General features: G+C 64.1%; 16 protein-coding genes. 5 read left to right on the top strand and 11 right to left on the bottom strand.

Going from position 1 to position 13,564, the window contains the following annotated elements; genetic code table 11:
- Nucleotide 1: 1 nt before the first annotated feature.
- The 4 genes from CCK88_RS14905 to CCK88_RS14890 form a co-directional block, all read right to left on the bottom strand.
- Nucleotides 2-685, bottom strand: coding sequence for a L,D-transpeptidase (locus CCK88_RS14905; protein ID WP_086471372.1), 684 nt, complete (start codon nucleotides 683-685; stop codon nucleotides 2-4).
- Nucleotides 686-740: 55 nt separating this feature from the next.
- Nucleotides 741-1,079 carry a hypothetical protein gene (locus CCK88_RS14900; RefSeq protein ID WP_086471371.1) on the bottom strand — a complete coding sequence of 113 codons (339 nt, stop codon included), beginning with the start codon at nucleotides 1,077-1,079 and terminating at the stop codon, nucleotides 741-743.
- 49 nt (nucleotides 1,080-1,128) lie between these two features.
- Nucleotides 1,129-1,830 carry a M48 family metallopeptidase gene (locus CCK88_RS14895; protein ID WP_244557586.1) on the bottom strand — a complete coding sequence of 234 codons (702 nt, stop codon included), beginning with the start codon at nucleotides 1,828-1,830 and terminating at the stop codon, nucleotides 1,129-1,131.
- Between the two features lie 182 nt (nucleotides 1,831-2,012).
- The gene (locus CCK88_RS14890; protein WP_086471369.1) at nucleotides 2,013-2,471 is read right to left on the bottom strand and encodes a DUF2852 domain-containing protein; all 459 of its coding nucleotides are present in this window, start codon (nucleotides 2,469-2,471) and stop codon (nucleotides 2,013-2,015) included.
- A 142-nt stretch (nucleotides 2,472-2,613) separates the two neighbouring features.
- Here CCK88_RS14890 and CCK88_RS14885 point away from each other — a divergent pair, with 142 nt between their 5' ends.
- Together CCK88_RS14885 and CCK88_RS14880 are read left to right on the top strand one after the other, a co-directional pair.
- Nucleotides 2,614-3,921 (top strand): ActS/PrrB/RegB family redox-sensitive histidine kinase, encoded by a 1,308-nt coding sequence (locus CCK88_RS14885; RefSeq protein WP_086471990.1) that lies wholly within the window; start codon nucleotides 2,614-2,616, stop codon nucleotides 3,919-3,921.
- A gap of 51 nt (nucleotides 3,922-3,972) precedes the next feature.
- Nucleotides 3,973-4,524 carry an ActR/PrrA/RegA family redox response regulator transcription factor gene (locus tag CCK88_RS14880; RefSeq protein ID WP_425290631.1) on the top strand — a complete coding sequence of 184 codons (552 nt, stop codon included), beginning with the start codon at nucleotides 3,973-3,975 and terminating at the stop codon, nucleotides 4,522-4,524.
- A gap of 48 nt (nucleotides 4,525-4,572) precedes the next feature.
- Here the strand turns inward: CCK88_RS14880 and CCK88_RS14875 are convergent, their stop codons facing one another.
- From CCK88_RS14875 to CCK88_RS14850, 6 genes are all read right to left on the bottom strand, one after another.
- On the bottom strand, nucleotides 4,573-4,926 hold the full coding sequence (locus tag CCK88_RS14875; protein ID WP_086471367.1) for a DUF1428 domain-containing protein: 354 nt from the start codon (nucleotides 4,924-4,926) through the stop codon (nucleotides 4,573-4,575).
- A gap of 65 nt (nucleotides 4,927-4,991) precedes the next feature.
- Nucleotides 4,992-6,026 carry a DUF2793 domain-containing protein gene (locus CCK88_RS14870; RefSeq protein ID WP_086471366.1) on the bottom strand — a complete coding sequence of 345 codons (1,035 nt, stop codon included), beginning with the start codon at nucleotides 6,024-6,026 and terminating at the stop codon, nucleotides 4,992-4,994.
- Nucleotides 6,027-6,092: 66 nt separating this feature from the next.
- Entirely contained in the window at nucleotides 6,093-6,935 is an 843-nt protein-coding gene (locus CCK88_RS14865) for a metal ABC transporter permease (RefSeq protein WP_280173827.1), read from the bottom strand.
- The gene (locus tag CCK88_RS14860; protein WP_086471365.1) at nucleotides 6,932-7,783 is read right to left on the bottom strand and encodes a metal ABC transporter permease; all 852 of its coding nucleotides are present in this window, start codon (nucleotides 7,781-7,783) and stop codon (nucleotides 6,932-6,934) included. The genes CCK88_RS14865 and CCK88_RS14860 overlap by 4 nt, the downstream gene beginning before the upstream one ends.
- Nucleotides 7,780-8,652: a manganese/iron ABC transporter ATP-binding protein gene (locus tag CCK88_RS14855; protein WP_086471364.1), complete on the bottom strand. Its 873-nt coding sequence runs from the start codon at nucleotides 8,650-8,652 to the stop codon at nucleotides 7,780-7,782. Before CCK88_RS14855 ends, CCK88_RS14860 begins: the two co-directional genes overlap by 4 nt.
- Nucleotides 8,649-9,539, bottom strand: coding sequence for a metal ABC transporter substrate-binding protein (locus CCK88_RS14850; RefSeq protein WP_086471988.1), 891 nt, complete (start codon nucleotides 9,537-9,539; stop codon nucleotides 8,649-8,651). The genes CCK88_RS14855 and CCK88_RS14850 overlap by 4 nt, the downstream gene beginning before the upstream one ends.
- 125 nt (nucleotides 9,540-9,664) lie before the next feature.
- Here CCK88_RS14850 and CCK88_RS14845 point away from each other — a divergent pair, with 125 nt between their 5' ends.
- Genes CCK88_RS14845 through CCK88_RS14835 form a run of 3 tightly spaced genes read left to right on the top strand, consistent with a single transcriptional unit; the run spans nucleotide 9,665 to nucleotide 12,675 of the window.
- Nucleotides 9,665-10,918, top strand: a complete 1,254-nt coding sequence (locus CCK88_RS14845; RefSeq protein WP_086471363.1) for an O-antigen ligase family protein — start codon at nucleotides 9,665-9,667, stop codon at nucleotides 10,916-10,918.
- Nucleotides 10,915-11,793, top strand: coding sequence for a glycosyltransferase family 8 protein (locus CCK88_RS14840; RefSeq protein ID WP_170926510.1), 879 nt, complete (start codon nucleotides 10,915-10,917; stop codon nucleotides 11,791-11,793). Before CCK88_RS14845 ends, CCK88_RS14840 begins: the two co-directional genes overlap by 4 nt.
- 12 nt (nucleotides 11,794-11,805) lie before the next feature.
- Nucleotides 11,806-12,675 (top strand): glycosyltransferase family 8 protein, encoded by an 870-nt coding sequence (locus tag CCK88_RS14835; RefSeq protein WP_086471361.1) that lies wholly within the window; start codon nucleotides 11,806-11,808, stop codon nucleotides 12,673-12,675.
- Here CCK88_RS14835 and CCK88_RS14830 read toward each other — a convergent pair.
- Complete coding sequence (locus CCK88_RS14830) at nucleotides 12,672-13,511, bottom strand: glycosyltransferase family 32 protein (RefSeq protein ID WP_086471360.1); 840 nt, start codon at nucleotides 13,509-13,511, stop codon at nucleotides 12,672-12,674. The genes CCK88_RS14835 and CCK88_RS14830 overlap by 4 nt on opposite strands.
- Between the last annotated feature and the right edge of the window lie 53 nt (nucleotides 13,512-13,564).

Genomic DNA, 13,564 nt, shown 5'->3' with positions numbered 1-13,564 from the left:
CCTAGAGCACCACGATCGGGGCACCACTGGGCACGCGCTCGTAGAGGTCGATGACATCGTGGAACAGCAGCCGCACGCAGCCCGACGAAACTGCCTTGCCTATCGTGGCGACATCCATGGTGCCGTGAATGCGATAGAGCGTGTCGCGATTGCCCTGGTGAATGTAGAGGGCGCGGGCGCCGAGGGCGTTGAGCAGCCCCGGTGGCTGACCGTGGCGATACATTTCGAGCTCAGGCTGGCGCTCGATCATTTCTGAGGGTGGGGTCCAGACCGGCCATTTGCGCTTGTAGGCGATATGACCCTCGCCGCTCCATTCGAAGCCCGCTCGGCCGAGGCCCACGCCATAACGCATCGCCCGTCCCTCGGGCATGGTGAAATAGAGAACATAATTGCCGGTATCGACCACCACACGGCCCGCGGGCTGACCGGTGGTGTTCTCGACCTCCTGGCGCCAGAATTTGGGGTCCACTTGGGAAATGTCGGCTGCGGGCACCGGGTAGTCTTCCTCAGGCCGCGCGGCATACATGGCCAGCACGTCGGGCGGTACGACTGGCCGGATCGGCTCGGCGATGACGGGGCGCTGGGTTCCGGTGGTGGAACAACCGGCGAGAGCGAGAGCGCCGAGGCTGGCAAAGCCAGCCAGCACGGCGCGGCGCGACAGGGTCGCGTCGATAACAGAAGACATGAATCTATCCTTGGCCGCAAAGGGCCCTGAGCTTTTGAAGGGGAGGTGTGAAGGCTCAGGCGGATATGGGCGGGCGCAGCAGCTGCCTTGCGGGGCGCGAAGCGCCGATGGGCTCGGTCCGTGCTTCGGGCGAAGCACAGTCGGGCGCCGGTGGAAGCGCTGGAATGGCGACGCCGATGGCGTGATGCGGGCCGCAGGGCATGACGATACCGGCACCCAGATCGATCTGGCCGCGCTGGATCTGCACGACGATTGGGATCGACTGGTTGTCCGCATCGACATGGTTGAGCACGACGATGGGTGTCGAAACATAGCGATGCGCGTGCGCCACCGTCGCGCCCATGACGGACGCGAAGGTGAAAAGCACGGCAATGGCGGCAATCAGGCGACGCATGCGATGCTGATACCGTGCAGATTGCGGCAGGATAGCGGCGACAGCGCTCCTAGGCCTCCGATGTCGGCGCCTGCCAGGCCATGAGTTCGCGACCGTGTGCTTTTAGCCACGCTTTGCCCCGCTCCATGTCGGGCAGGGTGCGCTCCACAGTCGCCCAGAACGCGGACGAATGATTCATCTCGACGATATGCGCAACTTCGTGGGCGGCGACATAATCGAGCACATGCGGTGGCGCGAGGATAAGACGCCAGTTGTAATTGATGTTGCCGGTGGACGAACACGAGCCCCAGCGGCTCGACTGGCTGCGCAGCCGCACTTGCGTGACCCGCACGCCGAGGCGATCCGCATGAAACAGGCTCTGCCGGTTGAGATCGGACAGGGCCTGGCTCTTGAGCCAGTCGTAGATGCGGCGCGGCTGGTGGGCGGCGTCGCCCGGCACGTGCAACACGGGGCCATGGTCGGTATCGACCGCCTCGACCCGCCCGCGCAGGTGTCCGGTGGCCACCACGCTATGGAGAATACCACGCACCGGAATGTCGATGCCCGCCTCGAGCCGCCGCGCATGCGATGCCCGGGGCAGGCGAGCCGCGAGCCAGTGACGGTGGCGATGGAGGAACGCCTCGGCATCCGCCCAGCGTGCATGTTCGGGGAGCGTCAGCAGCGGGCCGGCCGCCGGCAAAGACAGGCGGAACGACTGCGCGCGCTTGGACACCCGCACGGCGATGGCCACATCCACCCCATCGAGCCGCATATGGGTCACGGAAGGTGGCGATGTGGTTTGGCGCAGGAAGGAGAACATGAAGAGCCGGAACGAGGAATGCCGCAGTATAGGAGATTCGCGCCGGCGCGGGGAAAACACGTCTTCACGAAAAAGGCGCCCTTGTGGGGCGCCAGTTTGCCGTTGGAGGCAGGGAAGGCTGTCGGGGCCGGCCGTTACTGGCCGTTGTTGCCCCAATTGTTGTTCTGGTCGTTGTCGCCATAACCCTGGCGGCTGCCGCGACGCTCGTTCATGAAGCGATCGAACTCTTCACGATCCTTGGCCTTGTTGAGATTGGCCATATATTCGTGGAAGGCGTCGATCTCGGCGTCGAGGCGAGCGCGCTCTTCTTCGAGGCGCTTGAGCTGCTCGACACGATATTCGTCAAAGGCGGCATTGCCCGAGGAGTGGGTGAAGCCGGTACGGCCAAAGCCGCTGGTCTTGGTATTGCTGCGCACGAAAGAGCATCCTTTGTTCCAGTAGCGTTGTGCCTGCTCGGCCGAACCGCCGAACTTTTCACCCCAGAGGATGTAGCCGAGCACGGCCAGGCCCAGGGGCCAGAAGATGATGAAGCCCAGAATCATGAGGGCGATGGTCAAAGGCGACCATTGTGGTTTGATGATTGCAGTGTTCATAGTGTTTCGTCTCCCAGTCACGGTGAGTCTCAGATGGCCCCGCAAGTGACAGGATCAAGCGTGTGCCTGTCGTTTTTTTGCGCTTGAAATGACGGCCAAGCCTACCTATGCGCCAGAGGGCAAGCCCGCCCAGGAGACCGGCATGAGTGTTGAAACGGCCCCCAGCCTGCCCCTGCCATCGAGCTGGCGGCCGCTGCGCCTGCAAACCCTGGTGCTGCTGCGCTGGCTGGCAGTGGCCGGTCAGACACTCGGTGTGCTGTTCGTCAACTGGGGCTTGGGTTTCCCCCTGCCGCTGGTCGAATGCCTGGTGCTGATCGCGCTTTCGGCCGGTCTCAACATCGGGCTGACGCTCCGTCTCGGACCGCATTACCGCCTGTCGGCGCGGATTGCGGCGCTGCAGCTCGCGTTTGACCTGTGCCAGCTCGGCGGACTTCTGGCGCTGACCGGTGGGCTGGAAAATCCGTTCGCCTTGCTGCTGCTGGCGCCGGTATCTGTCTCTGCAACGTCGCTGCCGCAACGGCAGGCCTTTCTTGTGGCGCTGCTTGCGGCAGCCATTGCCTCGGTGCTCGCAATCATCCACCTGCCGCTGCCCTGGGAGCCGAACCAGACCATCGTCTTCAACCGCATCTACGTCATCGGAATCTGGGTTTCGATCATCTGCGGCGTGGTGTTCATCTCGGCCTATACCAACCGGGTCGCCCATGACTCCCGCCAGATCGCCGACGCGCTGGCGGCCACGGAACTGGCGCTGTCGCGCCGCGAGCAGCTTTCGGCCCTCGATGGGCTCGCTGCCGCCGCGGCGCACGAACTGGGCACGCCCCTGTCCACGATTGCCCTGGCCGCAAAGGAGATGCGTGACGAGGTGGAAAAGAACAGCCAGCTGGCCGAGGACGTCGAGCTGATCATCGCTCAGGCGGCGCGATGCCGCGCGATCCTGGCCAAGCTGCGCAACCTCGGCAGCGAACCGGCCGACCTCTTTGCGGAAGCCCCGCTCACCGATATTCTCGATGAAGTGGCGCGTCCGCACGAAGGGCGCGGCAAGGTGATCCTGTTCGACATGGGTGATACGGCCGGATCGCCCCCGGTCTTCCCGCGTAGCGTCGGCCTGCTCTACGGCCTGGGCAATCTCATCGAGAATGCCACCGATTTCGCGGCCCAGACGGTGCGCATCGAAAGCGGTTGGGACCAGCACACGATATCGGTTGCCATCATCGACGACGGCAAGGGTTTTGCGCCCGAACTCATCGCCCGCCTGGGCGAGCCCTATCTCACCAGCCGTCCGCGCGACCCCGCCGGCAGCGACGCGCATCAGCCCGGCGGGCTGGGGCTCGGCATCTTCATCGCCAAGACCTTGCTCGAACGAACCGGCGCCAGGCTGACCTTCGACAATGTCGAAAACCAGGGTCACGCCCGTGTCCGCATCATTTGGCCGCGGAGCGCGCTGGAGTGATCGGGCCAGATGGTTTTGACGTAGACCGAGCAAACGCCTATTGGAATGGCCATGGACACGATTGAAGATCTGCTGGCTGCCGATCCGAGCCTTCTGCTTGTCGATGACGACGCAGCCTTCCTCAGCCGCCTCGAACGCGCCATGGCGCGGCGGGGCTTCGAAGTTCGCGTTGCCGGCTCCGTTGCGGCTGGCCTCGCTGCGGTAACCGAACGGCCGCCGGCCTATGCCGTGGTCGACCTGCGGCTCGAAGACGGCAACGGGCTCGACGTGGTCTCGGCCCTGCACCAGAAGCGCCCAGACGCCCGAGCCGTGGTCCTGACCGGTTATGGCAATATCGCCACTGCCGTGACCGCGGTGAAGCTGGGCGCCATGGATTATCTGAGCAAGCCCGCCGATGCCGACGATGTGATCAACGCGCTGCTCGCCACCGGCGAGGACAAGCCCGAGCCGCCGGAAAACCCGATGTCGGCCGACCGGGTGCGCTGGGAGCACATCCAGCGCGTCTACGAGCTTTGCGATCGCAACGTCTCCGAAACGGCGCGTCGTCTCAACATGCACCGGCGCACCTTGCAGCGCATTCTCGCCAAGCGCGCGCCGCGCTAAGCAGAACTGACGCCTCCCCCTTTTGGAGGGGGAGACAGGGTGGCGGGGTTATTTCCCCTGATCGAAAATCGTGTCGAAGCCACCATAGATCATGCGGGCGCCGTCGAATGGCATCTGCATCTTGGCCATGTCCGGATCGCTCATCATCTTTTCGCTGGCGGCGTCGCACGTCGCCTTGTCGGGATACTCCACCCAGGAAAAAACGATGACCTCGTCGTCTTTCGCGAGGACCGCACGCTGGAAGTCGGTAAGCTCGCCTTTCGGCACCTCGTCGCCCCAGTTCTCCACGCATCGCGTGGCGCCCCACTTCATGAAATAGCCGGCCGCCTCGCGCGCATGGGCCAGATACGCCTCCTTGTTGGCGGCAGGAACGGCGGCGATGAAGCCCTGGACATAGGTCATGGTCTGTCTCCTTTGGGATCGTGCATCTCAATCCCGACGAATGATGGCCCCCCATTGCGACATCGTCACGATAAAATTGCTTCGAGGGCCTCGACCCGCTCTGCCAGTTCTTGCACGGCGCTGACCAGCGGCGCGACGAACTGATCGTAGCGCAGGGCCTGCTGACTGGCCGGGTCGTCGGGGTCGGCGAGGACATGACCGCCGAAATCTGCATCGAGGCGCTGTGCCGTGGCCGCCACCTGCTGGGCAATGAGCCCGTATTGGGTGCGGCTGTCGCCGCCCTTCCAGCGGAACCGCACCGGCTCGAGCAGCCGGATGAAGTCGAGACCGAGATCGCTCGGACCGATTTCGGTCTTGTGCCGGGCATCAGAGGTCTGGATGGTGCCGGTGGCCGACCAGACCGCCGACCAGCGCGCACCGCTGGCGCCGAGCGTCCTGGTATTGTCGGCAGCGGGACGCAGGATGCCCGCCACCGTCGTGAGCGAGGTCGTGGCCTCGAACACGATCGCATCGGTCCATGACGAGCCGTCGGGGCTCACCTTGATGCGCCAGTTGCTGTCGCCTATTAGCCCCATCTCGGCCCGGCCCGACCAGTTGGATTGGAAGAGAAGGCTCGCCGTATCGCCGTTCGCGGCCTTGTTGAGCTTGAGCTGGTGACCCGCGCCCGCATGGCTGAATAGCGTCGCTGGCGCCGAAACCGAGAGCCGGTTGGTGCTGTCGGCACTGGCATTGATGCCCAGTTGCGGCAAGCCGGCCCCGGTGGCCGCGACCACGATCCAGGCCGTGCCGGAAAAGATGCGAAGGGTGTCGCTGGCCCGATCGAAAACCTGCCAGCCCTCTGCCGGATCGAAGAAGCGCCAAGCCCCGTCCTGCCAGGCGGCGATCTCGTCGCCGTGCCCGGCCCAGGCGCCGGCGGCGCCTGTCGGCACGAGCCAGGCCTCGCCCGGCAGAGGCGTGGTGGGTGGGGTTGTCAGCGTTGCGGATTCGACGACCGGCTGCACCAGCGCATCGAGCCGGTTGAGAGCGTCGTTGTGGGTGACGTGCTTGAGGGCCTGGCCGGCCATGATGAAGGGGAGGGCGAGGCGGGAAGTATCGGTCATGCAAAGGCTCCGGTTCGAACTGGAGCGCAGTGTGCGGCCGTGGCGGGATGCGAGGATAAGGTTGGCCTAGACGGCTGCCACTGTCCGCCTTTGCGAGAACACGAAGGCGGCGACGAAGGTCAGGCTCATCAGCAGGACGATGGTCGGGGCCGGTGCGCTGTCGAGAAAGAAGCTGAGATAGACGCCGGCGATGCTGCACGTCACCGAGATCCCGAGCGCGACCCAGAGCATGACGCCGAAGCGGCGCGTGACGAGGAAGGCGATGGCCCCGGGCGCGATCAGCAGGGCAATGACGAGGACGATGCCGACAGCCTGCAGGGCGCCCACGATGGTCAGCGAAATGAGCACCAGAAGACCATAGTGCAGCAGGCGCGTGTTGAGACCGATGGCGCCGGCCTGCTGCGGATCGAAGATGAAGAGCATGAGATCGCGCCACTTGGCGGCGATCACGCCCGTGACCAGCACGGCGATGGCGATGGCCAGGATGATATCGTCGATGCCGGCTCCGAGCATGTTGCCGAACAGGATATGGTCGAGATGCACATCGGTGGTGATGGCCGTGTAGAGTACGATGCCGAGGCCGAAGAGGCCTGCAAAGACCACGCCCATGACCGTGTCTTCCTTGATGCGCGAATTCTCCTTGAGGAAGCCCACCGAGAGGGCGCAGACCATGCCTGCGATGAAGGCGCCGATGCCGAGCGGCAAGCCGACGATATAGGCCAGCACCACGCCGGGCAGCACGGCATGGGAAATGGCATCGCCCATCAGCGACCAGCCCTTGAGCACCAGGAAACAGGAAAGCAGCGCGGTCGGCACGGCCACCAGCACGGCAATCACCATGGCCTGGACCATGAAGGGAAACTGGAACGGCCAGAGCAGCCATTCGCTCAAGGGAACGCCATCCATCATGCGATCTCCCGGGCAACGCGGCGGCGGGCGGCGAGCCAGCCATGCTTGGGGGCAAAGACGAAGGCGAGAAGGAAGATCAGGGTCTGCAGCACGACGATGATGCCACCCGTCGCGCCATCGAGATAGAAGCTGAGATAGGCGCCGATGGCCGAGGTAAGGACGCCCAGCGCGATGGCCAGCACGATCAGCCGCGGGAAACGGTCGGTGAGCAGATAAGCCGTCGCGCCCGGCGTCACCACCATGGCGATGACGAGGAACGCGCCCACCGTCTGCATGGCGGCAACCGTGGCGGCGCTCAGCAGCGTGAAGAATACCGCTTTCAGCACGGTCGTGCGCAGGCCGATGGAGCGCGCATGGCTCTCGTCGAAGAAGGTGACCATGAGGTCCTTCCAGATCACCATCATGACGCCGAACGTCACCACCGAGATCGCCACAAGCTGCACCGTGTCCTCGGGCGTGATGGCCAGGATGTTGCCCAGGACGATCGACTGCACGTCGACCGAGGTAGGCGAGACCGAGACCATGAACAGGCCCAGCCCGAAAAAGCCGGTGAAGATGAGGCCGATGACGGCATCCTCGCGCAGCTTGGTGCGCTGGGACAGGAACAGCATGGCCCCGGCGGCGAGGCCGCCAGACAGGAAGGCGCCGACAGAAAACGGCAGTCCCAGCATATAGGCCCCGGCGACGCCGGGAACGATGGAATGGGACAGCGCGTCGCCGATCAGCGACCAGCCCTTGAGCATGAGATAGGCTGAAAGGAAGGCGCAGACGCCTCCCACCAGGGCCGAAACCCAGATGGCGTTTATCATATACTGGTAGCCAAAGGGCTCGAGCAGGATTTCGATCATGGCGCGTCCGGTTTTCGGTTTTGATGCGCCTCGCGGCCCTTCTCGCCGTAAAACACCAGCGGCCGTTCGTCGTCCGTGAGCACGGAGAGATGGCGCGGATCGTCGTCGTCGTGCAGGCCCGCGCCCGAAAGCACGAAATGGCGCAGCACCCCGCCGAACGCTTCCTCGAGTTTTTCGCGCGTGAAGACATCGGAGGTCGGACCGTGGGCGAGGACGGTGCCCTTGACGAGAACGGTGCGGTCGCAGAATTCGGGAACCGAGCCCAGATTGTGGGTGGAGACGAGGATCACCTTGCCCTCGTCGCGCAACGCCCGCAGCAGCGCAATGATGGCGTCCTCGGTCTTGACGTCGACGCCGGTGAACGGCTCGTCGAGGAGGATCACCTCACCTTCCTGCGCCAGGGCCCGGGCGAGGAACACGCGTTTCTTCTGCCCGCCCGAGAGTTCGCCGATCTGGCGTCTGGCAAAGGACGTCATGTCGACCCGGGCCAGCGCCGCCGCGACCTTGTCGCGATCGACGGGCCGCGGAATGCGAAGCATGTTCATGTGGCCGAACCGGCCCATCATGACCACGTCTTCGACGAGCACCGGAAAGTTCCAGTCGACGTCTTCCGATTGCGGCACATAGGCAATCCTGTTCTGCCGCTGCGCCTGCCGGCCGTCCTGCCCGAGGATGGAAATGCGGCCGCCGGCGAGCGAAACGAAACCCATCAGCGCCTTGAAGATGGTGGACTTGCCTGCGCCGTTGACGCCCACCAGCGCGGTGATCGATCCACGTGGCGCGGTGAAACTGGCATGCTTGAGTGCGGTCGTGCCGTTGCGATAGGCGACCGTGATGTCGTCGACGACGAGGCCTGGATTTTCGGTCATTGGTTGAGGCCCGCAACGATCGTGCTGGTGGTGACGCGCAGCAGATCGAGATAGGTGGGCACCGGGCCGCCGGCATCCGACAGCGAGTCGACATACAGCACGCCGCCATAGGTGATGCCGGTCTCGCGCGCCACCTGCTCGGCGGGCTTGGGAGAAATCGTCGATTCCGAGAAGATCGCGGGAATATCGTGCTCCCGTACGGCGTCGATGACGGTGCGGACCTGGCGCGGCGTACCCTGCTGATCGGCGTTGATCGGCCAGAGATAGAGTTCGCGCAGCCCGAAATCGCGCGCCAGATAGGAAAAGGCGCCTTCCGAGGTGACAAGCCAGCGCTTGTCCTCGGGAATGGCGGCGATGGTATCGCGGATCGGGTCGACCGTGGCCGTGATTTCGGCCGCATATGCCGCCGCATTGGCATTGTAGGTCGCTTCATTGGCCGGATCGACCGCGACGAACGCCTTGCGGATGTTCTCGACATAAACAAGCGCGTCGCTGGGCGACATCCAGGCATGTGGATTGGGCTTGCCTTCGTAAGGGCCTTCGCCAATGCCCATGGGCTCGATCCCCTCGGTCAGCACGGCGTTGGGGACGTCGGGCAGGTTGTCGAGGAACTGGGCGAACCACTGCTCGAGATTGAGACCGTTCCAGAGAATGAGGTCGGCATCCTGCGCGCCGACGAGATCGCCCGGCGTCGGCTGGTAATTGTGGATTTCCGCGCCCGGTTTGGTGATCGACACCACGTCCGCGGCATCACCGGCCACGTTCGCCGCCATGTCGGCCAGGATGGTGAAACTAGTGACGGCCTTGATCCGATCCTGGGCGAGAGTTGGGCCGGCAAGGGCGAGAGGCGCGACAAGACTAAGCGCGAGAAGCAGGCGGCGATGCATGGTGAACTCCGAAGGCATGATGCAGAGATAATGCAATTGCAAATCATTCTCAAGTAGGAATTTCTTGACCGGAACGGGCTGTTGCCAGCAAAAGGCGAAAGCCTCACCACCACGGGACCGGACGCATGGACGCCACTGCCTTCAAAGACGCGCCACTGCGATGGAAAGTTGCCTCGGTCCTGAGCGGAGTGTTCGTCGTTGCCAGCCTGTGTCTATGGGCCACGATGGGCAATACCGGTGCCTATGTGGCCCTGCTTCTCGCGGTGCCGGCCCTGCTGACGGGTTTGACCATCCGCGGCATCGCGAACATCCTGAAGGCCCGCTGGGTATGGGCCTTGATATCAGGCTTCGTGCTGATCTCTGCAGCCTTCCTGCTCCAGCCCGAGCGCGCCAGCGCGGCCTCGATCGGTGACTTCGCGCTCTTCGCCCTTGCGCCATTGCTGGCGGTAGCGGTGATGCCCTTCGCCCGGCGCGTGTCGGTCGAGATCACGTCCTGGATATTTCTCCTCGCGACGGTGCTCTGTGCCTGGATCGGCATCTCCGGCATCCTCGGCGGTGGCGGCCGCGTCAGCGCTCCGGAACTGAGCCCCATCCACTTTGCCGATCTGGCGCTGATCGCCGGCTTCGCGGCATTGGCAGGCGTGCTTCGGGCTCGTCCCGGCTACGCCTACGTGCTGTATCTGGCTCCAGTCTTGGGGCTTGTCGCCGCCATCGCCTCGGGCACGCGGGCCTCGATGCTCGCCGCGCTCGTCCTGGTGGTGGTCTATGCGCTGTTCTGGCTGCGGGAACGCCGTTGGCCGGTGATCGGGCAGGTTGCGCTGTTCGCCGGGATCATCGCGTTGACGCTCGCCGCCTTTTTCCTTGCCAATGCGCTGGGCTTCACCCGGCCTCTGGGTGCGATCGAGCCGGTGCTTGCCGTGCTGCGCGGTGAATTGCCGGCGGATCATTCCTCGATCTATCGCGTGGAAATGTACCGCTCGGCCGTCGCCGCCTTCTGGGATGCACCGCTGGTCGGGCACGGCTGGCACAATCAACTGCAGGCGGCCTATCCCTACCTCTCCGAAATGGCCAAAGCGGGCTATGAGGCCGAGGCCTGGAGCTATATCCACAGCGACTTCCTGAGCCTTGCCGTGGCCGCCGGCGTCTTCGGTGCTCTGGCTTATCTTGCTTTCATCGCCGCGCCGTTGATCGCCGCGTGGGAGGGTGACCGCGGGCTGAAGGCCGGGCCCCGTCTCTACCTCGCCGTCACTGTGAGCCTGGGGCTTTTCGTGAGCGGACTGACCGACGTCCTGTTCATGGTGGAGGCCCCCAAGCTGCTGCTCGTCGTGGTCAGCGCGATCGTGTTTTTCGCGCCCTCCAAATCAGCGGCCGCACCGTGACCAGCAAAATCCACGTTGCCCTCTGTTTCGACACCAACTTCTGGGCGCCCGCCTATGCGGTGATGCGCTCGATCTGCTTGTCGACCAGCCGCAGGAAGGAACTTGTCTTTCACCTGCTGCATATGCCACTGACGGCCGAACAGCGCACGGACCTCGAAGGCATCGTCGGCGAGTTCGGGTCCGAACTTGCGTTCTATCCCCTCGGTGAGATGGACAGTTTCGGGGACTTTGTCGCCGGTCTGCCGAGGAGCGGGCGCTGGCCTTCGGTCGTCTATGCGCGGCTGATGCTACCGGACCTTCTGCCGCAAACCGTGGAGCGCGTGATCTACCTCGATTGCGATACGCTGGTGCGAGCGCCGATCGAGCAGTTATACGCGGCCGATCTCGGTGGGCAGCCCCTGGGTGCGGTTCAGGAGGCACTGTCGCCTTTTATTCCCCTGCGTCGCGACATGCGCGAAAACGCCGATATCTTCGATGGCGCCGAGCCCTACTTCAATTCCGGCGTGCTGGTGATCGATCTCGCGCAATGGCGTACCCTGGATATGAAGGCGCAGATCGGCGCGCTCGAAGCCTCCCGAGTTTTGTCGCGCCTCTATTTCGATCAGGACATGCTGAACCTGATTTTCCGGGAGCGTTGGCAGGCACTGTCCTGGCGTTGGAACACGATCGATGCACACCAGGCGCATGAGGCACTCAACCCGGCCATCCTGCATTTCACCCAGGCCAGCAAACCCTGGCACCTGACGGCGGGTATCCTGCACAGCACCGCCTACGCGCGCTGGTACCGCCACGTCATGACCAATAAACTGTTCTACCGCTTTGCAGCGCACCGGCGGCGTCGCTGGTTGCGGCGCCTGCTGCGGCTCGAGCGATAGGAACGCCCCATCATGGCCATCCACATAGCCCTGACCTTCGACGATAATTTCTGGGCCCCGGCCTTCGCCACCATGCGCTCGGTCTGCCTGTTCACCACCCGTCGTCAGGAACTTGTCTTCCACCTCTGCCACCGCACCCTAAGCGCGGCGCATCGGGCCGACCTCGAGGCGATCACCGACGAATTCCCGGTGACGCTGCGGTGGCATGATCTCGACCAGTCCGAAATGTTCGCCGATATCGCCGCGCGCATGCCGGAGAACAAGCGGCTGTCCAATATCGTCTATGCGCGGTTGATGATTGATCGCCTGGTCGGGCCGGACGTGGAGCGCATCCTCTACCTCGACTGCGACATGCTGGTGCGGGACGATATCGCGCTCCTCTATGAAACCGACCTCAAGAACCATGCGATCGGCGCGGTGCGCGATACCAGCGGCGCCTTCATTACCGGTGGGCGCGATCTCCGGGCCAACCGGGACCTTTTCGATCCGGCCAGCTACTATTTCAACGCAGGTCTGGTGCTGATCGACGTCGCCAGATGGCGCGACGCCGACATTATCGGGCGCATGGAAGAAGCCTATGCGACGGGGGTTATGCAGCGCATCTATTACGACCAGGACCTCCTGAACCTGATTTTCAGGGATAGGTGGTTCCGGTTGCCGTGGCGCTGGAACGTCATCGATGCACGGCCCGTCCATGAGGGGCTCGATCCAGCGATCCTGCACTATACCGGCGAGAACAAGCCCTGGGGCGTGCTGGCGGGCCTGCTCCATACCGTCGCCTTTGCCCGGCTCTATCGGCATGTGATGACCAACGATCTCTTTTATCGCTTCGCCAGGCACCGCCGGAAGCGCTGGTGGAAGAAAACGTTGCGGATCGGCTAGACCACCGAGGCGGGGTTGAGACCTTCCGCCGCGCAGAGGGCGGCCAGGGCGCTGCCCGCTTCGGGCAGGGGCAGCGTAGCGCGGCCGCGATCGGTCAGTTGGCTGCGCCAAAGGTGGATGCCGAGCGTGTCGGGCTTGATCGCGGTCTCAAGGCTCGAGTCCGATTTCATCAGCGCCGGAATGCCTTCGTAGGGGACGGGATAGAACGTCGCGGCCGGCCGGACCTCTGCCGTCAATCCGTGTCGCGCCACATAATGCGTCAACGCCATGGGGCCCGTCGCCCCGTATTGCATGTGCTCGGGCGATACGCGGTCGCCCACGAGGCGCCGGATGGCCACTTCCATGCGGCGGATCGGCGGCAGGTGAGGTTCGAGAAGCGGACGCCCGGTCTTTTCGAAAATGTCGAGGAGATCGTCGAGCAGCGGTGCCGACTTGGGGATGTGCAATACCGCGCCATTGACGGAGCCGGAACGTTCCCAGGCAAAGAGGTAGTCTGGCGGCCCTGCGATAGGCTTGACGCAGAAGATATCGAGATCAGCATAGACGCCAAGGCCCGCGCGCAGGACGGCATAGCGGAAGTGATCCGAAAACACCCCCGGCGTGCCCTTCCCCTTGTAGAAGACAAGCCGTTCGCGCGGCAGCACCTGAGTGGCGTCGCGCCACTCGGCACCGGAGGGAAGGTTTGCCATCGGCTCGTAGGAATAAACCACTACCGCGTGCCCGCGCCGGCGGAAACTGGTGATGCAGAGCACTTCGAGCCAGCTCAGGGGGCCGTGCCAGAAGCTGACAATGGTGGGAAGGGTCATGACATGCTCGCCGCGATCGGTGGGCGGCATCTAGCACGCCTGTGCGCATGAGAAAACCGCCGCACCCTGACGGGCGCGACGGC

Origin of the sequence: Devosia lucknowensis, from assembly GCF_900177655.1 — a bacterium.
Lineage (GTDB): Bacteria > Pseudomonadota > Alphaproteobacteria > Rhizobiales > Devosiaceae > Devosia > Devosia lucknowensis.
Note: the sequence above shows the minus strand (reverse complement) of the source record. Positions and strands in the feature narration are given on the sequence as shown.